The organism is Mycolicibacterium confluentis (assembly GCF_010729895.1).
In the GTDB taxonomy this organism is placed as follows: Bacteria; Actinomycetota; Actinomycetes; order Mycobacteriales; family Mycobacteriaceae; genus Mycobacterium; species Mycobacterium confluentis.
Genome location: NZ_AP022612.1, coordinates 5,701,399 through 5,725,248, shown reverse-complemented (window position 1 = coordinate 5,725,248; position 23,850 = coordinate 5,701,399). Strand labels below are relative to the sequence as shown.

General features: G+C 66.3%; 24 protein-coding genes. 12 read left to right on the top strand and 12 right to left on the bottom strand.

The features are described 5' to 3' along the window. Window positions 1–12 precede the first annotated feature (12 nt). Window positions 13–1,065: a S1C family serine protease gene (locus G6N34_RS26845; protein WP_085154356.1), complete on the top strand. Its 1,053-nt coding sequence runs from the start codon at window positions 13–15 to the stop codon at window positions 1,063–1,065. A gap of 86 nt (window positions 1,066–1,151) precedes the next feature. On the opposite strand, the gene ligD is transcribed toward G6N34_RS26845, so the two are convergent. Both ligD and G6N34_RS26835 read right to left on the bottom strand, forming a co-directional pair. Continuing rightward, on the bottom strand, window positions 1,152–2,201 hold the full coding sequence (gene ligD / locus G6N34_RS26840) for a non-homologous end-joining DNA ligase (RefSeq protein WP_085154354.1): 1,050 nt from the start codon (window positions 2,199–2,201) through the stop codon (window positions 1,152–1,154). Further along, window positions 2,201–3,274 (bottom strand): ATP-dependent DNA ligase, encoded by a 1,074-nt coding sequence (locus tag G6N34_RS26835; protein ID WP_085154352.1) that lies wholly within the window; start codon window positions 3,272–3,274, stop codon window positions 2,201–2,203. Before G6N34_RS26835 ends, ligD begins: the two co-directional genes overlap by 1 nt. Window positions 3,275–3,394: 120 nt before the next feature. Here G6N34_RS26835 and G6N34_RS26830 point away from each other — a divergent pair, with 120 nt between their 5' ends. Then, window positions 3,395–3,781, top strand: a complete 387-nt coding sequence (locus G6N34_RS26830; protein WP_133057801.1) for a hypothetical protein — start codon at window positions 3,395–3,397, stop codon at window positions 3,779–3,781. Here the strand turns inward: G6N34_RS26830 and G6N34_RS26825 are convergent, their stop codons facing one another. The 10 genes from G6N34_RS26825 to G6N34_RS26780 all read right to left on the bottom strand — a co-directional run bounded on the left by G6N34_RS26825 (window position 3,782) and on the right by G6N34_RS26780 (window position 14,788). Continuing rightward, window positions 3,782–4,414, bottom strand: coding sequence for a GIY-YIG nuclease family protein (locus G6N34_RS26825; RefSeq protein WP_085154348.1), 633 nt, complete (start codon window positions 4,412–4,414; stop codon window positions 3,782–3,784). A 217-nt stretch (window positions 4,415–4,631) separates the two neighbouring features. Then, window positions 4,632–6,095, bottom strand: coding sequence for an MCE family protein (locus G6N34_RS26820; protein WP_085154346.1), 1,464 nt, complete (start codon window positions 6,093–6,095; stop codon window positions 4,632–4,634). A 2-nt stretch (window positions 6,096–6,097) separates the two neighbouring features. Next, window positions 6,098–7,225 carry a virulence factor Mce family protein gene (locus tag G6N34_RS26815; RefSeq protein ID WP_109788606.1) on the bottom strand — a complete coding sequence of 376 codons (1,128 nt, stop codon included), beginning with the start codon at window positions 7,223–7,225 and terminating at the stop codon, window positions 6,098–6,100. Continuing rightward, on the bottom strand, window positions 7,225–8,523 hold the full coding sequence (locus G6N34_RS26810) for an MCE family protein (RefSeq protein ID WP_085154342.1): 1,299 nt from the start codon (window positions 8,521–8,523) through the stop codon (window positions 7,225–7,227). The genes G6N34_RS26815 and G6N34_RS26810 overlap by 1 nt, the downstream gene beginning before the upstream one ends. Continuing rightward, window positions 8,520–9,809 (bottom strand): MCE family protein, encoded by a 1,290-nt coding sequence (locus G6N34_RS26805; protein ID WP_085154511.1) that lies wholly within the window; start codon window positions 9,807–9,809, stop codon window positions 8,520–8,522. The genes G6N34_RS26810 and G6N34_RS26805 overlap by 4 nt, the downstream gene beginning before the upstream one ends. Continuing rightward, the gene (locus tag G6N34_RS26800; RefSeq protein WP_085154340.1) at window positions 9,806–10,834 is read right to left on the bottom strand and encodes an MCE family protein; all 1,029 of its coding nucleotides are present in this window, start codon (window positions 10,832–10,834) and stop codon (window positions 9,806–9,808) included. The genes G6N34_RS26805 and G6N34_RS26800 overlap by 4 nt, the downstream gene beginning before the upstream one ends. Next, a complete protein-coding gene (locus tag G6N34_RS26795) occupies window positions 10,831–12,279 on the bottom strand; it encodes an MCE family protein (RefSeq protein WP_085154338.1) in 1,449 nt (482 codons plus the stop codon). The genes G6N34_RS26800 and G6N34_RS26795 overlap by 4 nt, the downstream gene beginning before the upstream one ends. A gap of 4 nt (window positions 12,280–12,283) precedes the next feature. After that, entirely contained in the window at window positions 12,284–13,138 is an 855-nt protein-coding gene (locus tag G6N34_RS26790) for an ABC transporter permease (RefSeq protein ID WP_085154336.1), read from the bottom strand. Then, complete coding sequence (locus G6N34_RS26785) at window positions 13,135–13,845, bottom strand: MlaE family ABC transporter permease (RefSeq protein ID WP_085154509.1); 711 nt, start codon at window positions 13,843–13,845, stop codon at window positions 13,135–13,137. Before G6N34_RS26785 ends, G6N34_RS26790 begins: the two co-directional genes overlap by 4 nt. Window positions 13,846–14,287: 442 nt before the next feature. Further along, window positions 14,288–14,788 carry a MarR family winged helix-turn-helix transcriptional regulator gene (locus tag G6N34_RS26780; protein WP_085154507.1) on the bottom strand — a complete coding sequence of 167 codons (501 nt, stop codon included), beginning with the start codon at window positions 14,786–14,788 and terminating at the stop codon, window positions 14,288–14,290. 187 nt (window positions 14,789–14,975) lie between these two features. Between G6N34_RS26780 and G6N34_RS26775 the strand changes: the two genes are divergently transcribed. The 10 genes from G6N34_RS26775 to G6N34_RS26735 all read left to right on the top strand — a co-directional run bounded on the left by G6N34_RS26775 (window position 14,976) and on the right by G6N34_RS26735 (window position 23,623). Beyond that, window positions 14,976–15,911 carry a spirocyclase AveC family protein gene (locus tag G6N34_RS26775; protein WP_109788598.1) on the top strand — a complete coding sequence of 312 codons (936 nt, stop codon included), beginning with the start codon at window positions 14,976–14,978 and terminating at the stop codon, window positions 15,909–15,911. Between the two features lie 17 nt (window positions 15,912–15,928). Beyond that, window positions 15,929–16,105 carry a DUF7156 family protein gene (locus G6N34_RS27685; protein ID WP_165763669.1) on the top strand — a complete coding sequence of 59 codons (177 nt, stop codon included), beginning with the start codon at window positions 15,929–15,931 and terminating at the stop codon, window positions 16,103–16,105. A gap of 82 nt (window positions 16,106–16,187) precedes the next feature. Further along, a complete protein-coding gene (locus tag G6N34_RS26770) occupies window positions 16,188–17,384 on the top strand; it encodes a cytochrome P450 (RefSeq protein WP_085154334.1) in 1,197 nt (398 codons plus the stop codon). A gap of 11 nt (window positions 17,385–17,395) precedes the next feature. After that, window positions 17,396–17,767, top strand: a complete 372-nt coding sequence (locus G6N34_RS26765) for a hypothetical protein (RefSeq protein WP_085154332.1) — start codon at window positions 17,396–17,398, stop codon at window positions 17,765–17,767. Between the two features lie 112 nt (window positions 17,768–17,879). Beyond that, window positions 17,880–18,665, top strand: a complete 786-nt coding sequence (locus tag G6N34_RS26760) for a FadR/GntR family transcriptional regulator (protein WP_234813015.1) — start codon at window positions 17,880–17,882, stop codon at window positions 18,663–18,665. A gap of 18 nt (window positions 18,666–18,683) precedes the next feature. Continuing rightward, window positions 18,684–19,760 carry an ATP-dependent DNA ligase gene (locus G6N34_RS26755; protein WP_085154328.1) on the top strand — a complete coding sequence of 359 codons (1,077 nt, stop codon included), beginning with the start codon at window positions 18,684–18,686 and terminating at the stop codon, window positions 19,758–19,760. A gap of 48 nt (window positions 19,761–19,808) precedes the next feature. Next, entirely contained in the window at window positions 19,809–20,444 is a 636-nt protein-coding gene (locus G6N34_RS26750) for an MBL fold metallo-hydrolase (protein WP_085154326.1), read from the top strand. 10 nt (window positions 20,445–20,454) lie between these two features. Next, complete coding sequence (gene gluQRS, locus G6N34_RS26745; protein WP_085154324.1) at window positions 20,455–21,342, top strand: tRNA glutamyl-Q(34) synthetase GluQRS; 888 nt, start codon at window positions 20,455–20,457, stop codon at window positions 21,340–21,342. Between the two features lie 65 nt (window positions 21,343–21,407). Continuing rightward, window positions 21,408–22,859: an ABC transporter permease subunit gene (locus tag G6N34_RS26740; RefSeq protein ID WP_085154322.1), complete on the top strand. Its 1,452-nt coding sequence runs from the start codon at window positions 21,408–21,410 to the stop codon at window positions 22,857–22,859. Next, window positions 22,856–23,623, top strand: a complete 768-nt coding sequence (locus G6N34_RS26735) for an amino acid ABC transporter ATP-binding protein (RefSeq protein ID WP_085154320.1) — start codon at window positions 22,856–22,858, stop codon at window positions 23,621–23,623. The genes G6N34_RS26740 and G6N34_RS26735 overlap by 4 nt, the downstream gene beginning before the upstream one ends. The last annotated feature ends 227 nt before the right edge of the window (window positions 23,624–23,850 follow it).

The following is a 23,850-nucleotide window of genomic DNA, read 5'->3' as shown; positions in this document are numbered from 1 at the left end:
GAGAGGCAAGTGATGGCTGTGATCCGACGAACCTCCCGGGCGGCGCTGTGCGTGCTCTCCGCACTGCTGCTTGCCCTGGTTGCGCCGCTGACGCAGCCGGGTGCCGCGACCGCCGCGCCGCTGGACGCCGGGGCCGTGATCGCGCAGGTCGAACAGAGCCTGGTGCAGATCACGACGATGAACGACTTCCAGGGCATCATCGGCAACGGCACCGGGATCGTGCTGTCCCCCGAGGGCGACGTGCTGACCAACCATCACGTGGTGCAGGGCGCCAACAGCATCCGAGCGACGCTGGCCACGGGTCAGGTGTTCGACGCCGACGTCCTGGGTTACGACCGCGACGACGACGTCGCGCTGCTGCGTCTGCGCGGTGCGGGCGGGTTGGCGACGGCACCGCTGGGCGACTCCAACACGGTGGCCCTCGGCGAACCGGTCATCACCCTCGGCAACGCCAACGGCACCGGCGCCCCGCTGACCCACGAGCAGGGCTCGGTGACGGCACTCGCGAAGACCATCAGCGCTGAGGATGAACTGACCGGAAGCTCGCACTCACTCCGCGGCCTGATCGAGTCGTCGACCAACCTCCGCTCGGGTGACTCGGGCGGTGCACTGGTCAACAGCGCCGGCCAGGTCGTCGGCATGAACGCCGCGGCGACGATCAACTTCCGCCTCGACGGTGAGTCCGAACCGGGCGGTCAGGGCTATGCGATCCCGATCAACCGGGCGCTGGACATCGCCAACCAGATCCGTTCCGGTGCCGGTTCGGCCGAGGTGCACATCGGCCCGTCGGCCATGCTCGGCATCGGAATCGACGCCAACGGTCGCAGCCGTTCCGGCGGTCTTCCGATCCGGTCGCTGCTGCGCGGGGGTCCGGCGGATCTCGCGGGACTGCGGGCCGGCGACACCATCATGAGCATCGACGGTGTGCCCATCAGGTCCGCCAACGACCTCACCGACCTTCTCGATCAGCGCTACCCGGGCAACGTCATCGACGTGAACTGGATCGACCGCTCGGGCACGCCGTTCAACGGCAAGGTCACGTTGACGGCGGGCCCGGTCAGCTAGCAGTCGCGAGTTCGACACCAGGGTTGTGCTGCTCGTCTCCGCGCAGCCCTGGTGTCGAACTCGGCGTCGCCTCCAGGCGCGGACGCTCACTTACCGACGGGGTTGCCGTCCTCATCCCAGTGCGCGGCCACCTTCTTACTCGGCTGCACGCGCGGCGGTTCGCCCGGCATCTTCGGGTAGCTCGGCGGATACGGCAGGTCCCCGAGACCGCGCTCCTCGTCGGCGGCGACCATGTCCAGCAGCGGTTGCAGCGACTGCCGGTGCTCGTCGATGCCGGCCCACGGATCGTGCCGCTTGGCGACAATGCCGGGCACCGTCAGCATGGTGTAGTCATCGGGATCGGCGTCGCCGACCTCGGCCCAGGTCAGCGGCGTCGACACCGTCGCGATCTGGGTCCGGCGCACCGAGTACGGCGACGCCATCGTGCGGTCGCGGGCGTTCTGGTTGAAGTCGATGAAGATCCGCTCGCCTCGCTCCTCCTTCCACCACGACGTGGTCACGGCCTCTGGCGCCCGTCGCTCGAGTTCGCGAGCCAGCGCGATGCCTGCGCGACGCACCTCGATGAAGTCCCAATCGGGGGTGATCGGGATGAAGACGTGCACACCACGCCCGCCGGAGGTCTTGGGGTAGCCGCGCAGACCCAGTTCGTCGAGTAGGGGTTTGAGGACGTCGACGGCGACGCTGCGAGCCTCCCTGAATCCCGTGCCGGGCTGCGGGTCGAGGTCGATGCGCAGTTCGTCGGGATGTTCGGTGTCCGCACAGCGCACCGGCCACGGATGCAGTGTCACCGTGCCCATCTGTGCGGCCCACGCGATCGCGGCGGCATGGTCGATCTTGAGCGCGTCGGCCGTGCGCCCGGAGGGGAAGGTCACCACACAGGTGTGCAGGTACTCGGGGTGCTTCTGCGGCACGCGCTTCTGATAGATCTCCTCGCCGTCGATGCCGTCCGGGAAGCGCTGCAGGTGAACCGGCCTGTCCCGCAACAGGTCCACCATCCGGTCGGCGACCGCGCGGTAGTAGTCGAAGAGCACACCCTTGGTGCCCTGAGCGCCGAGTTTGGGGAAATATGGTTTGTCGCGGTTGGTCAGTCGCACCGAAACCCCGTCGACGTCGATCTCTTCGGCCTTGCTTGCCATCATTGCGACTCCAGCACGTCGGACAGGTCGTAGTTCAGGGGCACGTCCAGTTGGGCGAACGTGCAGCTGTCCGGATCGCGGTCCGGGCGCCAGCGCAGGAACTTCACCGCGTGCCGGAATCGTTGCGCCCCAGCGTTTCCCTCCATCTGGTCATAGGCCACCTCACAGACCCGCTCGGGACGCACCGGAATCCAGCGCTTGTCCGCCGCGGAGTTCCACCGGCTCGGTTCACCGTCGCGGACGTCGTCGCCGATCCGCAGCGGTTCCAGATCGGCCAGCAGAGACAGTCGCGCCTTGGCGGTGAAAGACGCTGCGCCACCGACCATCTGCAGCTCGCCGTCGTCGCGGTACAGGCCGAGAAGGATCGACCCGACACCCTCCCCGCTCTTGTGGATGCGGTACCCCATCGCCACGCAGTCGGCGTCACGGTGGTGTTTGACCTTCACCATCTCGCGCTTGCCCGGCAGGTACGACCCGTCGAGCCGCTTGGCAATCACCCCGTCCAGGCCGGCGCCCTCGAACTCCTGCAGCCACTGCGCGCCGACTGCGGGGTCCTCGGTGGTCCGGGTGACGTGACACCAGGTCTTCTCCTCGACACCGTCGCGCAGTGCTTGGCGCCGCGTCGTGAACGGCTCCGCGAGCAGTGACCGGTCGCCGATGGCCAGAGCGTCGAAACCGATGAAGTGCGCGGGGGTTTCCCTGGCGAGCCTGTCGACGCGGCTCTGCGCGGGATGGATCCGCTGACTCAAGGACTCCCAGTCCAGCCGGGTCCGTCCGCCGAAGTCCCGCGGCACCACGATCTCGCCGTCGAGCACACACCGGTCGGCGAGTTCATCGCGCACCGCCTCGACGACCTCGGGGAAGTACCGGCCCAGATCCTTGCCGCTGCGCGACAGCAGCACCACGTCGTCGCCGTCCCGGAAGACCAGCGCGCGGAAGCCGTCCCATTTGGGTTCGAATGACCAGACCCCCGTGTCGGTCGGCACCTTCGTCTGCGCCTTGGCCAGCATGGGCTCAACGGGTGGCAGCACAGGCAGGTCCACGCGTCGCTCCTTGGTCGTCGGTACCCACATAGACCTTCACACCACCACAAAGTCATCGCAGACAAGGGCGATTACCCGACACACGAGTGGTTGACACGCACAATCTGCGTCGATTTAGATGGCTGTGTGCGGCTGATCACACTGAGTGGAGTGGCAGGCGCGTTCGCGCTCTCGGCGCTCATCGTCCTTCCGACCTCCCCGGTGGCACAAGCTGATCCGACTGCCGACTCCCAGTGTTGGTACAACCTCACCGCACCGGCGGTGATCGAGATGCCCGGTGGCGGCCAGGCGGTGTCCGCAGAGATCGGCATGACCCACTGCACGGGTCTGGCCCAATCGGTGCGGACCACCGCGTGCGTGACCAGGTCCGGCGACAGCGGGTTCTGCACCACCAAGAACGGCTACGTGCCCAGCACGGCGTACGCGCCGGGTTCGCTGCACGGGAACTTCACCGCGACGGGTGAGGGCTGTTATCGCGTCAGGTCGGACCTCGGCCTGGTGTGTGTTCCCGCAGGGCCCATCTCAGCGACGCTTTAGCTAGGACCATTCCGCCAGCACGCGCATCTTTCCGGCCTTGACGGCCGCCGCCCGCCGTAGCCTCTTGAGCTCCGGTGCGAAGGTGTTGCGCTCGTTGTCCTCAAAGTTCAGCGGTAGATCGAGTGCGTTGATCAACTTGCGTTCGAGATGCCATGGCTCGGGGTGCAACACCCAGGACACCGCAGCGTTCTCGGCCATCCACCGGGTCAGGACGTTTTCGCCTCCGCCGAAGGTCATGCGCTTGCCCGACCCGACCCGGCGCAGCGCGAACCCGAGCTCACTTCCGAGCAGGACACCGAGCGACTTTCGCAGGGTGGAACCGTCCGCGCTGGCGCCGCCTGCGCCGAAGTGATACCGGATCCGCTTGCGCAGATCTTGTGGCGCCCGCGGTTTGCCGTCGGGCCGCGGCGGGCCGGAGGTGATCCCGACGTACAGCAGTGTCCAACCGTCCTGCTGTTGGCAGCCCGTGACGTCGATGTCGCCGGGGATGTCGCGGAACCACCAACCATGGACACCCGCCTCGGCGGGGACCGGACACGGTTCGGCGAACACCTCGTCGCGCGTGTAACGCCGAGCCGCGAGGAACCTGGGAACAGCTTCAGCGCTGCGCTTCGCGGAGATCGACTCAGCCATCGCCTCACCTTAGTTGTCGGCCGGCGATGCGTCGCTGCCCTGTCCCTCACCCGCAGGGACTCCCGGGGGACGGCGACAGCGACGGGAGATCTTCGGGTGAGACCGCAACCCGGCGCGTCGTCGCTGTGCGGGCGGCGAGTTGCCGTCACTGTGCTGGCCACGCGAAAGCGTCCACCCCGGTGTCGATTCGCTTGGGTGCACTGTCCAGCCGAGGATGTCAGCTTCCCGGCGGCACCAGCATGCTCTCCCACGTACGTTCTGCGGGCGCGGTGGCGGCCAGGTCACCCTGTCGGTACACCTGACCGTCCGGCCCGACGTAGGTGCCCGTGGCCGGGTCGTACGTCGCGACCGCGATCGGCGGAAGTGACTGCTGCTGCACGACACCCGGTCCCTCGGACGGTGATGCCACCGGCAGATGGGGGACGCCCTGACCGGACAGTGTCGCGTTCGGGTCGCCCTTCCAACTGAGGCCGTCGTTGAGCGGCACGTACTGCTCGTCACTCTCACACATCCTGGCCGTGGGGGCACGCTTGCCCGGTCGACCGATGCAGGGGAAGTTGCGGACGCCGCGGACGTTGAACATCGCGTCCTGCGGTATGCGGCAGTAGAGGTCGGCTTCGGTGCGCTCCGGCGCGTCCTCGTAGGTGGCGTCGCGCATCTGACTGGCGGGCAGGAAGCCCGTGGTGCATGGCGGCGGCAGATTCAGGTTCAGGTTGAAGCTCAGGAATGCGCCCTTGTAGTCCAGTTTCACGTCCCGGTTGGCGACGCCGGTCCCCTGCTGAATCTGATTGCCCATCGGGATCAGCACCAGAAGCTGTTCGACCGCCGGACTGTAGGTGACCAGAACCGGGGCGATGTTGGCGAGATTCGCCATGACCACCGGCAGCGTCGGGTTCACCCGATCGAACAGTTGGCGAACCTGATCCGCGGCGGCCGGCCCCTTCTGGAGCAGCCCGGCCACGGCACCGTCCTGCTCCCGCAGTTGCCCGGTGAGGTCGGCCAGATTCACCGCCCACGCCTCGATCGAGTCGGCGGTGTCGGTCTGCGTATCGAGGATCGGTGCGGCGTTGTCCGCGAGGCTGGTGAGCTCGGGCAGGTTGGCCTTCGCATCGATCGCCAGGTTGGTCGAACCCTTGACGAATCGCGATATCTCGGGCCCGAGTCCCCCGAATGCGGTGTAGGACTCGTCGATCAACGTGCGCAGGTTGTCGCCCGGGATCGCCTGCAGGCCGGTGTTTGTCGCGTCCAGAAGTTCGTTGATGTCCGGGGGCACCGATGTTCGGTCGCGGGGGATCACGTCGCCGTCCACGAGTGGGGGCGCATTGTCGGAGACCGGAAGAAGTGCGACGTACTGTTCGCCGACGGCTGACCTGCTGTGCACCTGCGCATCAACATCGCTGGAGATCGGCATGTCCGACCGCAGCGACAGCACCGCCTCCACGTCCCCGGAGTCGGTGAGTATGACCTTCTCGACGAGGCCCACGGTGGTGCCCAAATAGCTGACATTGGACCGTTCATACAACCCGCCGGCCTCCGGCAGTTCCACCGTGACTCGGTAGTGGCCGTACCCGAACAGCAGGTTCGGCAGCCGCATGAAACCGAATGCCATGACCGCGAAGCTGATTGCCGTCACGGTGAGGAAGATCGTGATCTGAACCCAGATCCGTCGTGTCATCCGCATGATCAGCGCCCCTGATCCATGCGGTACGGGATCACCAAGGGATTGGCCGCCGTGTACGGGCTGGGGAACTGTCCGATCGTGCGACCCCACTGCATTTCGAGTTCGGTGAGGTCGCCCTCCCAGCGAGTGCCGGTGAACATCGCCGCGTCGAGCCGGCTGAGCGTCAGGTCGATGACGGCGGTCAGGTTGCCGTAGTCACCGCGAACCCAGTTCTCCAGAGTCTCGTTCGGCCAGGGGTAGGTGGCGTAGTAGCTCAGTGACCGCGTCATCGAGGGGCCCGCATCGGCCAGCGCCTTCAACGTGGGACTCAGCTGCTTCAACTCCTTCACCAGATTCTCCTTGGTCTGGTTGACGGTGTCGGCAGCCAATGCACTGAACCTGCCGAGCGCCACGAGCGCGTCGGCGAACTTCTGCCGTTGTTCCGAAAGCACCTCAAGAGCTTCGGGAATCGTCTTGAGCGCCCGGTCCACGACCGGTTTCTGGTCGGCGACCTGCCCCACCAGATTGTTCAGACTGTCCGAGGCGCTGATGATGTCGTCGGTCTGGTCGTCGACGTACCTGGTGAATTCGTCGAGTTGGGTGATGAGACTTCGCAAGTCGTCCTCACGGCCGGCGAACGCCGTGCTCAGGGCCGCGGTGATGTCCTGGATCTGACCGATTCCGCCCCCGTTGAGGATCAGGGAGACCGCAGCGAGAGTCTGTTCGGTTGTCGGATAAGAACTCCCGGAGCTCAGGGGGATCACGTCGCCCTGCCGCAGACGTCCTTCGGGCGGCACATTGCGCGGTGGCGTCAGCTCAATGTGTTTGGAGCCCAGCAGGCTGGTCTGCCCGATCGCGGCGGTCACGTTCGCCGGCAGGTCCACGTCACCGTTCAGTGACATCGTCACCAGCGCATGCCAGCCTTCGCGCTCGATCTTGGTCACGTTTCCCACGGTCACGTCGCCGACGCGAACCCGGGAATTCCGCTCGATGTTGTCGACGTCAGGAATATTCGCCTGGATCGTGAAGGCCTGCGGCCCGTGCCCCTCGGTTCCGGGGAGCGGAAGCGAGTTGGCGCCCTGCCACCCACATCCCGCCAGCGACAGTGCAATTGCGATCGGCGCGACGGCCCCCGCTCGCGACGCCGGCATCATGGCGCACCTCCGGGCACCATCATCCCCTGCAGACCGTCGGCCGGATCCGTTGACTCGGCAGGAGCGGGCACCTCCGCCGCCAGCGGTGTCGGCGGCGGCGGGGCGGGCACGTCCCCTGGCGGGGGAACGTAGTCGGGCCGCAGCCAATCCTCGCTGTAGGTGATCTCGTTGGGACGGGCGGTGGCGCCGACGAACGGATTCAGGCCCAACGGCGGGAAGTTCCAGTGCCGGTTCTTCACGATGGGCGCCAGATACTGCACGCAGAGTTTGGCCGACTGCTCCGCACCCAACCGGGATGCCGCCTGGATGGCTCCGCAGATGAAGGAGAGCGGGTTGGAGAAGTTGGTGAGCGCCAACGCGCCGGTGAGCGCGCCCTGGGCCGGTTCGTAGATGTTCACGAAGTTCTGGAACGCCGTCGGCGCGATGTGCAGGGTCTCCTTGAAGTCCCCGAGGCTCTCGTTCAACGCCGTGGTGACGGAGGCCAACCTGTCCGAGGCCGTTCCGACGTTCTCCTGGTTTTGGGCCAGGAAGTCCGTCACGTCGGCGACCACCGAATCGAAATTGGCCACAGCCGATCCGACCTCGTTGGGGGTGTTGGTCAGCAGGGTCGTCGCCCCGGCGAGGTTCTGGTTCAGACCACGCAGGGTGTCGGTGCTGCTCTGCAGGGCCGACACCAGGATCGACAGGCTCTTGATGGTGGAGAACAGATCCGTGCTGTGATCGCCCAACGCCGAGAAGGCCTGTGACAGCTTGATCAGCGTGTCTCGGATGTTGGCGCCCTCGCCGCGAAGGTTGTCGGACGCGGTGTTGACGAACGCCCCGAGCGTGCTGACCCCGCCGGGCTCGGTCGGTTGGAGTGTCTCCGTCAGTCGCCGAAGCTGCTCACGGAAGTCGTCCCATTCCACCGGGACGGCCGTGCGCCCCTCGGGGATCACCGCGTTGTCCTGCATGGTCGGGCCCCCGTCGTAGGCCGGCGTGAGCTGAATCGCCCGCACGGACACCAGCGACGGCGACAGGATGACGGCGTTCGCTTCAGCCGGCACCTGCTGGTCGGCGTCGAACCAGAACGTGATCTTCACCGTGTCGGTCTGCGGTTCGATCTTGTCGATCTTGCCGACCGGAACGCCGAGGATCCGCACCTCGTCGCCGACGTAGATGCCGTTGCTGTTGGCGAAGTACCCCACCACGTGCACACGGTTGACCTGGTCCGCCGCACGCACCGCGACCACCAGACCCGCGATGAGCAGCAGGGCCATGATCACCGAAAGGCTCGCTCGCATATCCCGTTTCGTCATCGTCCGCTGCCCCCCTCGGACGGTGTGCCCGGCCCGGGCACGTCAATCGGTGCCGACACCGGAGGCGGCGTGATGATCGCGGGCGGTCCGGGCGGCGGCCCGCCCGGGGCCGGCGCGGGAGGCGGTTCCCGATACGGGTAGCGCGGGTCGCCCGGGTTGCCGGTGATGGCGTCGGGCAGCGTCAGTCGCGGTTCCCCGCCCTGACCTGTGCGCGGGAAGGGGTCCGGCAACGCGGGGGTGCCGGGCTGGCCGACCTGCGGATCACTGAGCTGCGAGGGCAGCAGCACCGCAGGATCCAGGCCGAGATCTGAGAAGGCTGCGTCAATGAACGGTTGCACGAACTGCCCGGGCAGCAGGTTGGACAGGTACGCCTTGAAGAAGGGCCCGGAGGACACCGACTCACCCAGCGACATCGCATATTTGTTCAGCTTCTTGATGGACACCTGGATGTCGCGCTTGTGGTCGTCGAGGATCGCCAGGGCCTCGTTCAACTTCTCGACCGCGGGTGCGAACCCCTCACGGTTCTCGGCAATGAAGCCCTTCAACTGCTGGGCGACGGCGGAGGCGTTCACCGACAGCTGGTCCAGGGCACTGCTCTGGCTCTGGAGTTGTGCCAGCAGGGCGTTCGCGTCCACCGCCAGGCTGACCACCTGCGTGCTGCGGTCGGACAGCACCGCGGTGGCCTTTCGCGCATTCTCCAGGAGCTTCCGCAGTTCGGAATCACGGCGATTCAACGTCTCCGAGAACTGGCCGACGCCGTCGACCGCTGCTTTCAGCGCGGGCGGGGTGTCCTTGAACGTCTCGCTCAGCACCGCGAGCGACCGCGACACCTGATCGGTGTCCAGCCCACTGATCTGGGCGGTGATGTCGCCCAGAGCGTCGGGCAACTGGTACGGCGCCTGTGTGCGCTCGAGCGGGATCGCCCCGTCGAGGGCTTTGTCGCCGCGCGGCGTGAGCTCCAAGATCTTGGAGCCCAGCAGGCTTTTCGTCTTGATGGCCGCCTCGGACCGATCACCGACATGGATGCGTTTGTCCACGTTGAACCGCACGGCCACCTGCCTGCGGTCGAGGCTGATGTTCTCCACTCGCCCGACTTCGAATCCCGAAACCTGCACGGGTGCACCCACGATGAGGCCACCGGCCTCGGCGAACATGCCGGTGTAGGTCTTGTTGGTGTTGAAGACCGGAATCTTGTCGTAGTTGAGCGCGCCCACCGCAATGGTCAGGACGATCCCGATGCCCACTGCGCAGAGCACCAACGGATTTCGCTCAGAGAAGCGTTTCATCGCGGGGCGCACCTCCCCGAGTCCTGGCCGGCGAGCTTGATGAAGACGGGTTGGCCGCCTTTTCCGTTGACCTTGAGCACGGCGTCGCACAGGTAGAAGCTGAAGTAGTCGCCGTAGAGGCCGAACCTGCTCAGGGTCTGGTACTTGCTCGGCAGCGTCGACAACAACGAGTCCAGATATGCCTTGTCCCCGGCCACCAGTCCGGCCGTCCTGTCTGTCTCGGCGACCACGGTCTTGAAGGGCTCGCGCGCCTGCCGCAACAGGTCCGCCGTGGTGCCCGCCGCCGCATCCGTGTAGGCGATGGAGTTGGTGATGTCCTCTTTGCGCTCCGCGAGCGTTCCGACCGTCTGGGACAGGGCGTCAACGGCTTTCGCGAACTGCGTGTTCTCATCGCTGAGGGACCCGAGGACGGTGTTGAGGTTGGTGATCACCTCGCCGATCAGCTGATCGCGGTCGCCGAGCTTGGCCGTCAGCGCGGCGGTCTGGGTGAAGAACGCATTGATCGTGTCGCCCTGCCCCTGGAAGGCGCTGATGAGTTGACTGGACAGCGCATTGACCTGGTCGGGATCCAACGCCCGGAACAGCGGCCGGAACCCGCCGACGAGCGCATCGAGGTCCAGCGCCGGTGACGTCCTGGCCAGCGGGATGGTCTGCCCCGGCAGGAGCCGGCGGGCGTCGCCGGCACCCTCTTCCAGCGCCAGGTATCGCCCGCCGATCAGATCGTCGTACCTGATGACCGCCCGGCTCCCGTGCGTCAAGACCACGGCCTCGTCGACCCCGAAGTCCACGACGACCGTGGTGTCGGGCTGGATGACGATCTTGTCGACCTTGCCGACCTCGACGCCGCCGATCCGCACAAACTGTCCTGCCTGCAGACCGGAGACGTTGTTGAACACCGCGCTGTAGCTGTTCTCCTTCTCGAATCGCAGCTGGGAGAAGACCGCGAACATAGCGAACAGAAAGAAGGCGCAGACGGTGAGGAAGGCTCCCAACCGCCACACGGTCGCGCTGAGGTTGCCTCTCACTGCCCCGACTCCTGTTGCGGTAGATGCGGTCTCGGCGTCGGCTGCGCCTGACCGGGGTGCGCCGGGACGAACGGCTCCAGCCCCGCGGTGGGCCCGGGATCGCGAGGGGCGCCGGGCGGCGGCGCCGGAGGCAGACCGGGATACAGCGGTGTGCCGTCCGGGGCGTACAGCGGTGCGCCGTAGGGCGGCGCCCCGGGATACGGGATCGGACCCGGAGCGGGGCCGCCCTCCTGGTAGCGCACGCTGGGCGGTTCGGGAATGCCGCGGGTGGTCGGGAAGTAGTTCGCCCACCCGGGGAATCCGATGCCTGGATTGGGCCGCCAGTCGAGTCCGGTTCCCCATCCGGTGTTGGTGACCAACTGCCGCACCGGGAAGTTGTTCTTGGCGTCGGGAAGCGAACCGCAACTCGGCTTGCCGCCGGGGCCACCCTTGGCGGCGACGATCGGCAGGTTCTCCGGATACTTGTAGGGATTCTCACCCGCAAGGAGCGCGACGTCGAGGATGACCGACTTGCCGTTGCCGCCCACGATGTCCCAGCCGCCCTCCTCCAGCATCGTCGTCCCGCCCTGCAGGATGCAGGTGTAGGTGGGGCTGTACTTCAACAGCAGGTTCGTGGTCGGTTCGAGTGCGTTGATCGCTGTCGAGATGTTCTTGACGTTGGGTCCCAGCAGGGCTGTCCCGCTGTTCGACATGCCCGTGACATTCAGCAGCAGCGCATCCAGTGCCTCGGAGTTGTCGGCGACCGTGGTGCTCGTCGTGCTGAATGAGTCCAGGATCTTCACGATGTTGCCCGCCGCGACGCCGTAGGTGTCGCTGAAGGCACGCAGCGAATTCCAGTCGCGCCGTATCACCTCAGCGCGCGGATTGAGTTGCAGCAGCACCTCGTTGGCCGCCGTCGTGGCCTCCCCGATCCTCTCCCCCTGACCGCGCAGTCCGTCCGCGAAGGCGCCCAGGACGGAGTTCAGCTTGGCCGGGTCGACCTGCTGCAGGAGTTCGGTGAGGTTTCCGAACACCGTGTTCACTTCGGTGCTGACGTTCTGTGAGTCGATGATCGACCCGGCGCGAAGGCGCGCCGGACTCGGATTCTCGGGATAGAGAAGGTCGACGTACTTGGCGCCGAATGCGGTGGTCGCGCGGATCTGGGCCTGCACGTTCGCCGGGATCTTGTGAGCCTGATCGGGGAAGAGTTGCAGCTTCAGCGTCACCCCGTCCGTACCGGGGTGGACCGCGTCGACGCGTCCGACCTGGACGCCGCGCATCTTGACCTTCCCACCGGGATCCATGACCAGCCCGGCCCGATCAGACTCCAGCGTCACCGGCACGAAGGACCGGAACGTCCCTCGGAAAAGACTCAGGCTGAGGAAGACCAGGAGCCCGATCACCAGAAACAGGACCAGGGTCCACCACGCGGGATCCACCCTGCGCTCACCGGCTCGACGTTGCATGGCGCTACCCCGAGAGGTTGAAGCTGCCGGACTGACCGTAGATGGCCAGCGAAACGAACATGGTCACCGCGACCGCCGCGATGAGTGAGGTGCGGACGGCCCGTCCGACCGCCTCCCCCACGCCGGCGGGACCGCCCGAGGCGTTGTAGCCGTAGTACGTATGGACGAGCATGACAACGACAGCCATCGACACGGCCTGGAAGAACGACCAGATGAGGTCGACGGGGTTCAGGAACGTGTTGAAGTAGTGGTCGTAGACGCCGGTCGACTGGCCGTAGACCAGTGTCGTGCCGACGCGAGTCGCCAGAAACGCCATGAGGACCGCGATGCAGTACAGCGGGATGACGACAATGACGCCGGCCACCATGCGACTCGAGGCGAGGTAGGCGATGGAGCGGACCCCCATGACCTCGAGGGCGTCGATCTCCTCGCTGATGCGCATCGCCCCCAACTGCGCGGTCGCGCCTGCGCCGATGGTCGCGGCGAGACCGATGCCGGCGATGAGGGGCGCGATGAGACGAACGTTCAGGTAGGCGGAGGTGAACCCGGCGAGGGCGTCCACGCCGATCTCCTGCAGCTGGCTGTAGGCCTGCACGGCGATCAGGGAGCCTGCCGACAGGGTCAGGAAGCCGACGATCACGACGGTGCCGCCGATGATGGCCAGCGCACCGGTGCCCAAGCTCATCTGGGCGATGAGCCTGACCACCTCGATCTTGTAGTGGGCGAACGCATCCCAGATTCCGCGGATCGTCAGGCCGTAGAACTCCGTCTGCTCCCCGAGTCGGCGCCATCCGGCGACGACCTTCTGGGCGCGATGTCGCGTACGCACGAAGAGACTGCTGGGCGCGGCTACGGTCATGCTCCCGCCTTCACCGCGACAGCCGTGGCGATGACATTGATCACGAACAGCGCCAGGAACGTGAAGACGACCGTCTCGTTGACCGCGTTGCCGACCCCTGCCGGCCCACCTCCGACGGTGATGCCCTTGTAGCAGGCGATCAGACCCGCGGTCATGCCGAAGATCGCGGCCTTCAGCAGACAGACGATGACCTCCGGCGTCCCCACCAGCAGCGTCAGGCCCGCCGCGAAGGCGCCGGGTGTGACGTTCTGGAGGAACACGGAGAAGAAGAACCCACCCACGATCCCCGTCATCGTCACCGTCGAGGCCAACATCAGCGAGATCAGGGTGGCCGCCAACACCCGCGGTACCACGAGAGCCTGGATCGGATCGATGCCGAGCACCCGCAGCGCATCGATCTCCTCGCGGATGGTGCGGGCACCGAGGTCGGCGCACATCGCGGTGGCGGCCGCGCCAGCGATCACGAGAACCGTGACGACTGGGCCGATCTGGGTCACTGCGCCCAGCGCCGCACCGGATCCGGAGAAGTCAGCCGCTCCGATCTCCACCAACAGGATGTTCAGCGTGAAGGTCGTGAGCACCGTGAACGGAATGGCCAGGAGCACTGTCGGCATCATCGAGACACGCGCGACGAACCAGCATTGGAGCAGAAACTCGCGCCACGCGAACGGTGGGCGAAACATCTGGACGATCGTGTCCAGGCACATCCCGAAGAACTCGCCCAGCGCGATCGCAGGTGCGGGTCCGCGCACGGTTCGCACTCAGCGGCACCCGGTCTGGGCTGGCGCCCCGTGGTCCATCTCGAACACGGCCACCTCCTGAAAGACACGGCATTTCGACGATGCGAACGACTGTGACCGGAAGCACAATCGCGGGCAACCGTACAACACTCCCCACGCCTCAGCAATCAAAATCGACAGAAATTAGTCAACCGACGAAATTGACATAGTTTGCTAGGTGGACTTTGCCTCCCGCCCAGATCCGTTCGCTCACATGACCATAAAGCAGGCGTAAGGGGCGCAACCACAAGGCATGCCGCCCGTTTGCCACACCTTCACCCTCAGAGCTTCTGAGAACCCCGGGCCAGACGGTCAGCGAATACTGGCTGAGACATCGCCCGACTGGGGTGCGCGCCGGGTGGGGTGACGGCTACCGCGAAGGCGGGAAGTCGAGTCCGAGGAGTCCCGAGCCCAGTTCGGAGAGGATGTCCTTCAGCTGCGCCATCCGCTCGGGACCGATCACGCCCTCGATCTCCGCGTCGAGTTCCGCGCCGATGTCGCGGGCGTCCGCGATCAGCGCCCTGCCGGCGGCCGTGTACCGGACGATCTTCGCCCGGGCATCGTCGGGGTCGGGCACGCGCTCGAGGTAGCCGAGGCTTTCGAGGTCGGTGACGAGTTGGCCGACCGCGTTCTTCGACACGTCCTGAGCCTTCGCGATATCCGTGATGCGGCTTCCGCTCCAGTCCAGGTGGACCATCAACCGAGCGTGCGCGGGACGCAGTCCGGCGTGCCCCCGCTCACGCGCGCGCTCATTACTGGTCCGCGCCATCCATTCGCCCAACTCGATGGCGTTCCTCTGCAGAGAGTTGCGGTAGAAGTGGGAGACATCGGCATCCTCGGGCAGGCCGCGGAACCTCGGACGTTCACTCATCAGCGGCGTCATCCGTTGCGGGACTGCTCATCTCGTGGCCTCCGGCCGTTTACTGCCCCATTTCAGGGGACCCTCTCTCCGCGCCCCGCCAACCCCACCCCGCGCCAACCCCGATGTCGGCGAGTGGTTGACATGACACCCCATATTGGTGAAGCTGTCTTCACTATACGAACGATCGGACGCCAGCATGGACGTACTGCTCGCGAGCGCGGAACTGACCCCACCGGCCCTGACGGATCCCGGCGGCACCTGGGTCTTCAATGTCGCGGTTCCGATCGTCGGCGGCACGCTGATGCTGCTGGCGATCCTCGACGTCATCCGACGACGTCGGTTCACCTGGGGCTTCCTGTTCCTGTTCAACAGCCTCGCGATCTATTGGATGGAGACCGTCGGCGATTGGGCTCAGCACCTGATCTACAGCCCGGCCTTCGCCCAGCACCACCTGCTGGAATGGCTGCCCGTCAAGACACCGAACGACCCCCTGTTCATGCCGTTCGCGTACGCGGTCTACTGGGGCGTCCACGCCATCCTGATCCTGTGGCTCAGCCAGTGGGTGGCCTCCAAGACCGGCTGGAGCATGCTGAAATCGCTTTTGGTACTGGCGATTCCGGTGAACTACGTCTGGGACTTCGTGGTCGAGGGGGCCGCGACGGCGATGGGCTGGTGGACCTACGACCCCGGTATCGGGCCGGTGCTGGAGTGGCCGGACGGCGGCCGCATCACCCTGCTGTGGACCATCGGTCTGATGTGCGTGTGGCCGAACCTGATCGCCTACTGGGCCGGCAAGCCGCCGATACGCGGTCTCAACCACCTCGAAAGATTCTGCGGCCTGCAACGATTCACCACGCCCAAGGAATCCCTGGGATCAGGGGGTCCCGACACCGCCGGCGCGACCAGCCCGAGTGAAGCGAGCGGCGTCGCGACCGCGACACGCGTGCGATCCAAGCAGCAGGAGTTCGACGACCACCTCAACTATGCGGTCACCATTCCGCGGTGGCGGTTCGAGCTGCTGCGCCTCGGCGCGTGGTTCGTCGGATTCCAGGTCAGCGCCGTTCTGTTGCTGGGCGTCCCGCTGCTGCTGATGCGGATCCTCACCGGTTTCGACAGTCCCTACATTCCCTAGTCGAAAGGACGCAGGCGATGCAGAACTCAGCACGTCGATCGGCGAAGGAGCTGCCCGCGGAGTTCTTCCTCCCACCGAAGACCGATTCCGAGTTGTGGCGTGAAACCGCGAAGCTGCTTGCCGGGAGTGTCGCCTACATGGTGGTGCTGGCCGCGATCGTCCTCAATACGCGCGGGATCGTCGTCCATCTCTGAAGCCAATGTCGCTGTACGACCTCATCCACATAGCTAACCTGGTTGACGATCTGCGTTGGGCTCGGAAGGAAGCAGGCCACCGATGACACCCTCGACGAACTGTCCTATCGCTGCGTATGAGTTCAGCCGCGGACCCGACCCCGCAGGCAGCAACTTCGACCGGCTCGACGAATTTCAGCGCCAGCACCGGCCGTTCTTCCGCACCGAGGAGGCGCAGGGGTACTGGGTCTTCACCGATCACGACGTGATCCGGGAGGGCCTGCAGCACCCAGAGCTCTTCTCGAACTCCGTCATGGTTCCGACCGAGTCGAATCCGCCGTACAAGTGGATCCCGATCATGTTGGATCCGCCGGAGCACGGAAAGTGGCGGCACCTGCTGGGCCTCTACTTCTCACCCAAGCGAGTCAAGGAGCTTGAGGGTGCTCATCGCGCCTTCGCGATCGAACTGATCGAGCGGATCCGATCCACCGGTTCCTGCGACTTCTACGCCGAGTTCGCGGCCGTCTTCCCGACCACGATCTTCCTCCAGATCATGGGACTGCCCATCGACAAACTCGACGATTTCATGGTGTGGGAGGACAAGATCCTGCACGTCACCGAGGAGAAGGATCCCGACCGCTCTGGCGCCCTCAACGCGATGATGGAGGTCATGGGCTACTTCGGTGAGCTCATCGCCGCCAAGCGCGCGGATCCGGCCCAGCGCGGCGACGACATCGTCAGCCATGCACTGGACTGGCGCATCGACGGGGAGGCCCCCACCGACGAGGACCTGTTGTCCTGCATGCTGCTGCTGTTCATGGCCGGCCTGGACACCGTCGCAGCCCAACTCTGCTATTCGTTCCTCCATCTGGCCACCCACCCCGAGCACCGGCGACAGTTGGTCGACAATCCCGACCTGACCGCTCGCGCGGTCGAGGAGTTGATGCGCGCCTATCCGATTGTGCAGACGGCGCGCATCGCCACATCCGCCATCGAGTTCCACGGCTGCCCAGTGCAGAAGGGCGACATAGTCGCCTTCCCGTTGGGGATGGCCAACCGCGACCCGAATGAGCACTCCCGCGGCGGGACAGTCGATTTCACGAACGGTGCGCCGCGCCACATCAGTTTCGGCGCCGGCCCCCACCGCTGCCTCGGCTCCCATCTGGCCCGTCAGGAGATGACCGTCGTGCTGCAGGAGTGGCATCGGCTGATCCCCGAGTACCACATTCCGGATCTGTCCGAGGTGGTCGAACACTCCGGAGGCGTGTACGGCATCGAACGACTTCCGTTGGCGTGGTAGCGGACCCGCGAATGGACTCCCGCCATCATCCATGGCTTCGCTGGATCGTCGGCGGAAGCCGCATCCTCCTCGGCGTCGTGCTGTTGCTGAATCCACGATTTGCCGCACGGACCTGGCTGGGTCCCGACGGCGCGAACCCCGGGGTGGCGCTGTTGTTCCGCAGCATCGGGGCACGGGACGTCGCCCTCGGTGCGGGTCTGTTGGCAGCCCCGCCCGAGGACACCGCATGGGCCCGCGCCGGCACCCTCGCCGACGTCGGTGACGCGGGCGCATCCCTGCTCAACCTGCGGTCGGTCCCCGCCCGCCAGGTGCTCCCCGGCGCGGCGCTCGCCGCCGTCTTCGCAGCAGCCGGAGCGGTCCTGTCCGTGCGTGCCGGTCGCTGACTCCACGACTCGGCGCACCCCACACGTTGTTAGACTCGAAACCTGCTTTGCCCGGTGAGCCTGCCGAACCCGAGATGCCGCCGCCGCAGAGATGAACTCGGAGGTCGACCCAGTGGCCCGCGGTCCACACACCAACACACCCATCGACCGATCTCCGAACGTTGCGCCCGTTCGTACGCCCAAGACGGCCGAGATCGTCGCGCAGTCGTTGCGCAGGCAGATCGTCACCGGCGAACTCAAGGACGGCGACTTCCTGCCCAACGAACCCGAGTTGATGACCCAGTTCGGGGTGAGCCGCCCCTCGCTGCGAGAGGCCATCCGGGTGCTCGAATCCGAACGCCTCGTGGAGGTGCGTCGTGGTTCCCGGACAGGCCCGCGCGTGCGGGTGCCGGGCCCGGAGATCGTCGCCCGCCCAGCCGCGCTGCTTCTGGAGTTGTCCGGTGCGACCGTTGCGGACGTGATGGTCGCGCGCACGGCCATCGAACCGCTGTCGGCCCGACTCCTGGCCGAGAGCGGCAACACGTCGGCCTATGACGAGTTGGAAGCCATCCTCGTGGAGGAGATTCCCACGGCGTGGAAAACCGGACACCTCGCCGAGGTGTCGGCGAGATTCCACCGTCGCCTGGTCGAGTTGTCCGGCAATGCTGCGCTGGGCATCGTCGCGGGCATGCTGCATGAGTTGGCGGAACGCCACACCGCGGCGGCGATCAAGCGCAGACGCACGGTGTCGGAAGCGGAGTACCAGATGCTCACGCGGTCCTACCGGCGGCTGATCGGTCTGCTGCGCGCCGGTGAGGGCGAGAAGGCCGAGGCCCATTGGCGCCGACACATGGAGCGCACCCGTGAACTGTCGCCCCGCGGACTGGCGAACGAGAAGGTCCGCGACATCACGGACTGAGCCCTCCACAATGGGGCGATGGACCTTCCCGTCCCGCCCCCGGTGTCGCCGATGCTGGCCAAGTCCGTCGACGCCATCCCGCCCGGTGCGTCCTACGAGCCGAAATGGGACGGGTTCCGGACGATACTGTTCCGCGACGGCGATGAGGTCGAACTCGGCAGCCGCAATGAACGGCCGATGACGCGCTATTTCCCCGAGGTCGTCGCGGCCGCCGTGGCCGAACTCCCGCCACGATGCGTGGTCGACGGTGAGATCGTCATCGCGACCGCCGCTCGACTGGACTTCGAGGCGCTGCAGCTCCGCCTGCACCCGGCGGCCAGCCGCGTCCGGATGCTGGCCGCACAGACACCGGCCCAGTTCATCGCGTTCGACCTGCTGGCCCTGGGGGACCAGGATCTGACGGGCCTGCCGTTCTCCGAGCGTCGCGCCGCCCTTGAGAGGGCGCTCAGTACTGCTGGCCCGACCTTCCATGTCACGCCCGCAACCACGGATCTCGCGCTGGCACGACGCTGGTTCGACGAGTTCGAGGGCGCCGGCCTGGACGGCGTGATCGCCAAGCCACTGGAGCTGACCTACCAACCCGACAAGCGGGTGATGTTCAAGGTCAAGCACCGGCGCACCGCCGACTGTGTGGTGGCCGGATATCGCCTGCACAAGTCTGGCGCCGACGCCGTGGGCTCGCTGCTGTTGGGCCTCTACGACGAGGACGGTTCGTTGGCGTCGGTCGGCGTGATCGGGGCGTTCCCAATGGCGACCAGGCATGCCCTGTTCACCGAATTGCAGCCCTTGGTCATGACTTTCGAAGGCCACCCGTGGAACTGGGCGGCGCACATGGCCGACCGCGACACCACCAGGCGCTACGAGGGTGGGTCGCGGTGGAACGCGGGCAAGGATCTGTCGTTCGTGCCTCTGCGCCCCGAGCGCGTGGTCGAGGTGCGCTACGACCACATGGAAGGCCGACGGTTCCGGCACACCGCGCAGTTCAACCGGTGGCGACCCGATCGCGATCCGGCGTCGTGCACCTTCGCGCAGTTGGAGCAGCCCGCGACGTTCGACCTCGGCGACATCGTGCCCGGTCTGTGCACCTCCCCTTGACCTCAACAATGGTTGATGTTCCACCCTGGGATGCATGAAGGCTCAAGCATGAAACAGATCCGCAGCGACCTCTGGGAAACCCGTACCGACAGCCCGTTTCCCGGCCTGACCACCCACGGCTACGTCTGGACCGGCAGGACGGGAGGCAACGTGCTGTTCTATTCGACTGCCACCGACGCCGACTTCGACGAGATCGATCACCTCGGCGGGGTGACAGATCAGTACCTGTCCCACCGTGACGAGGCCGGTCCGATGCTCAAGGAGATCTCGGCGCGGTTCGGCACCCGCCTGCACGCACCCTCGGGGGAACGCACCGACATCGAAGCGCACGCGCCCGTCGATGTGCCTCTGCGCACTCGGCACGTCGACGACCTGGGCATCGAGGTCATCCCCACACCGGGCCATTCGCCGGCCAGCACGTGCTACCTGGTGACCGCCGTCGACGGCACGCGGTACCTGTTCACCGGAGACACCCTCATCCACGGCGCCGACGGGCACTGGTTCGCCGGGTTCATCCCGCCCATCAGTGAGGCGGGGCCCCTGTCCGAGAGCCTGCGCCTGCTCGCGACCGTGACCCCTGACGTCGTGGTCTCCAGCGCCTTCACCGGTGACTCCGGCGTGCACGAGGTCGAGGCGGACGCGTGGGCTGCCTGCGTACAGGAGGCGCTGGCCGGCATCGGCTAGATTGCGGGACATGACCCGCCCGCCCGGCGCGGGCCGGTTCGCCCCCAGCCCGTCGGCCGACCTGCACATCGGCAACCTGCGCACCGCGGTGCTGGCGTGGCTCTTCGCCCGTTCCACCGGACGCCGCTTCCTGATCAGGGTCGAGGATCTCGACGACCGGACGTTCGACGACGTCGCCGCGCGGCAGTTGCACGATCTGGCGGCCATCGGCGTCACCGCGGACGAAGCACCCGAGTACCAGACGGCGCACACCGCGCGGTACGACAGCGTGATCGACTCGCTGACCGAGCGCGGCCTGGTCTACGAATGTTTCTGCAGCAGAAAGGACATCCTGTCGGCGCCGCGCGCCCCGCACGCGCCGGAGGGTGCGTACCCGGGCACCTGCCGCGACCTCACCGACGCCGAACGCGCCGAACGCCGCGCTGGCGGACGGCCACCGGCCCTGCGGTTGCGCTCCGATGTCGACGAGTTCACGGTGTCCGACGTGCAACACGGCACCTACACCGGCGTCGTCGATGATCTGGTGCTGCGCCGCGGTGACGGCGTCCCGGCCTACAACCTCGCCGTCGTCGTGGATGACGCGGCCCAGGGCGTGGATCAGGTGGTCCGCGGTGACGATCTGCTGCCGTCGTCACCGCGGCAGGCGTACCTCGCCACTCTGCTGGGCCACGCGGTGCCCGAGTATGCGCACGTACCCCTCGTGCTCAACGCAGAAGGCAAGCGTTTGGCCAAACGCGATGGCGCGGTGACACTTTCCGAGATTGGGATCGAGCAGGCGCTGGCGCAGATCGCAGCATCGCTGGGGTTCACCGCAACCACCGCCGAGGCGATGCTCGCCGAGTTCGACCCCGTCCGCCTCCCCCGCGAGCCCTGGATCTACCACGCGGGCGGCCAGTGAGGCGATTTCAAGAAATCCTGAGCAGAACCCTGTAAGACCCCCATCGCTGTTGTTACGTTCCGCCGGTGAGCCATTACCTGCGGAGGGCGCTTCTGCCGCTCATCGTGCTCGTCGCGCTGACCGCGACGGCCTGCGGATCGGCATCGAAGGACGAGGGCGGCGGTGTCCTGCGATTCGGCACCGAAGGCGTGTACGCGCCCTTCAGCTACCACGACCCGGCCACCAATGAACTGACCGGATACGACGTCGACGTGGCCCGCGCGGTCAGCGAAAAACTGGGCCGCCCCGTCGAGTTCGTCGAAACCCCGTGGGACTCGATCTTCGCCGCGTTGGAGGCCAACCGCTTCGACGTGGTGGCCAACCAGGTCACCATCACCCCTGAACGCCAGGCGAAATACGACCTTTCCGAACCCTATGCGGTCGGCGAGGGCGTCATCGTCACGCGCGCCGACGACGACTCCATCACCTCGCTGGACGACCTCAAGGGCAAAGTCGCCGCCGAGAGCGCCACCAGCAACTGGGCCGAGGTCGCCCGCAACGCCGGCGCCCGCGTCGAGGCGGTCGAGGGCTTCACCCAGGCGATCAAGCTGCTCAACCAGGACCGCGTCGACGTCACGGTCAACGACAGCATCGCGGTCTACGCCTACCTCGCCGAAACCGGTGACACCTCGGTGAAGATCGCCGCGACCACCGGGGAGAAGAGCGAGCAGGGGTTCGCGGCCCGCAAGGACAGCGGCCTGCTCACCGATCTCGACAAGGCCCTGGCGGACCTGCGCGCCGACGGCACCCTCACCGCGATCTCCCAGAAGTACCTCAAGGCCGACGCCTCGGGCACCGACGTCAAACCGGGATCGCGCTCGGTGTGGGGCCTCATCGGCGACAACCTGTGGCCGCTGGCCAAGGCCGCGATCACCATGACCATTCCGTTGACCATCATCAGCTTCATCCTCGGACTGGCGATCGCCCTGGTGGTCGCCCTGGCCCGACTCTCCCCCGACCGGATCCTCAGTTCCGCGGCACGGTTCTACATCTCGATCATCCGTGGGACCCCACTGCTGGTGCAGCTGTTCATCGTCTTCTACGCGCTGCCCGAGTTGGGCGTGAAGATCGACCCGTTCCCCGCCGCGGTGATCGCATTCAGTCTCAACGTCGGCGGCTACGCGGCGGAGATCATCCGCTCGGCCATCCTGAGCATCCCCAAGGGCCAATGGGAGGCCGCCGAGACGATCGGCTTCAACTATGCCGGAGCACTGCGTCGGATCATCCTGCCGCAGGCCGCCCGCGTCGCGGTGCCGCCGCTGTCGAACACGCTGATCTCGTTGGTCAAGGACACCTCGCTGGCATCCACGATCCTGGTCACCGAACTGCTGCGGACGGCGCAGATCGCCGCGGCGCCGACCTTCGAGTTCTTCGCGCTGTATGGCACGGCTGCGGTGTATTACTGGGTCATCTGCCTCGCCCTCTCGTTCAGCCAGGGCCGCGTCGAACGCCGGCTGGAAAGGTATGTCGCCCGATGACAGAAGAGCAGATCGAATATCGCGTCACCGCCGAGGGTGTGAAGAAGGCGTTCGGCGACAACCAGGTGCTCAAGGGTGTCTCGTTCAAGGTGGAACAGGGCACGGCGACGACGATCATCGGCCCGTCGGGTTCGGGCAAGACCACACTGCTGCGGACCCTCAACGCACTCGACCGCGCCGACGCCGGCGTGATCCGGGTGGACGACGTCGAACTGGACTTCTCGAAGCCGCAGCCCAAGTCCGAGGTGCGCAGATTCCAGTCGCGCAGCGGCTTTGTGTTCCAGTCGCACAACCTGTTTCCGCACAAGACGGTGCTGGAGAACATCACCGAGGGACCGCTGATCGTGCAGAAGCGGCCGAAGGACGTCGTCATCTCCGAGGCGGTCGAACTCCTCGAACAGGTCGGCTTGGCCGCCAAGCGGGATCAGTACCCGTATCAGCTGTCCGGAGGGCAGCAGCAGCGCGTGGGGATAGCGCGGGCCCTGGCGCTCAAACCCAAACTCGTGCTGTTCGACGAGCCGACGTCAGCGCTGGATCCCGAGTTGGTGGGCGAAGTGCTCTCGGTCATCAAGGATCTGGCGGTCGAGGGCTGGACGCTGGTGATCGTCACGCATGAGATCCAGTTCGCCAAGCAGGTTTCCCATCAGGTGCTGTTCACCGATCAGGGCATCATCTTGGAGCGGGGCACACCCGACGAGGTCATCGGCGATCCGAAAGAGGAGCGCACCCGGCAGTTCCTGCAGCGGATCCTCAACCCGCTGTAGTCGCTCCGACTGCTCGGCCCGTGCGCGATGTCCCCCGGCCGCCGGGGATTCGAGTACTGAGCTACTCGTGCCCTCCCGCGCTGACCCGCGACACGCTGGTGGTTGCCGAGAGCGTTGCCGGCTGATCGCATCGCGGAACAGGGGAGAACCCCCATGAGTCGGTCTGAACATTTCACGTCACGCCAATCGCGTGGACCGCAGACCAGGCGGTCCGCCACGGCGTCGTC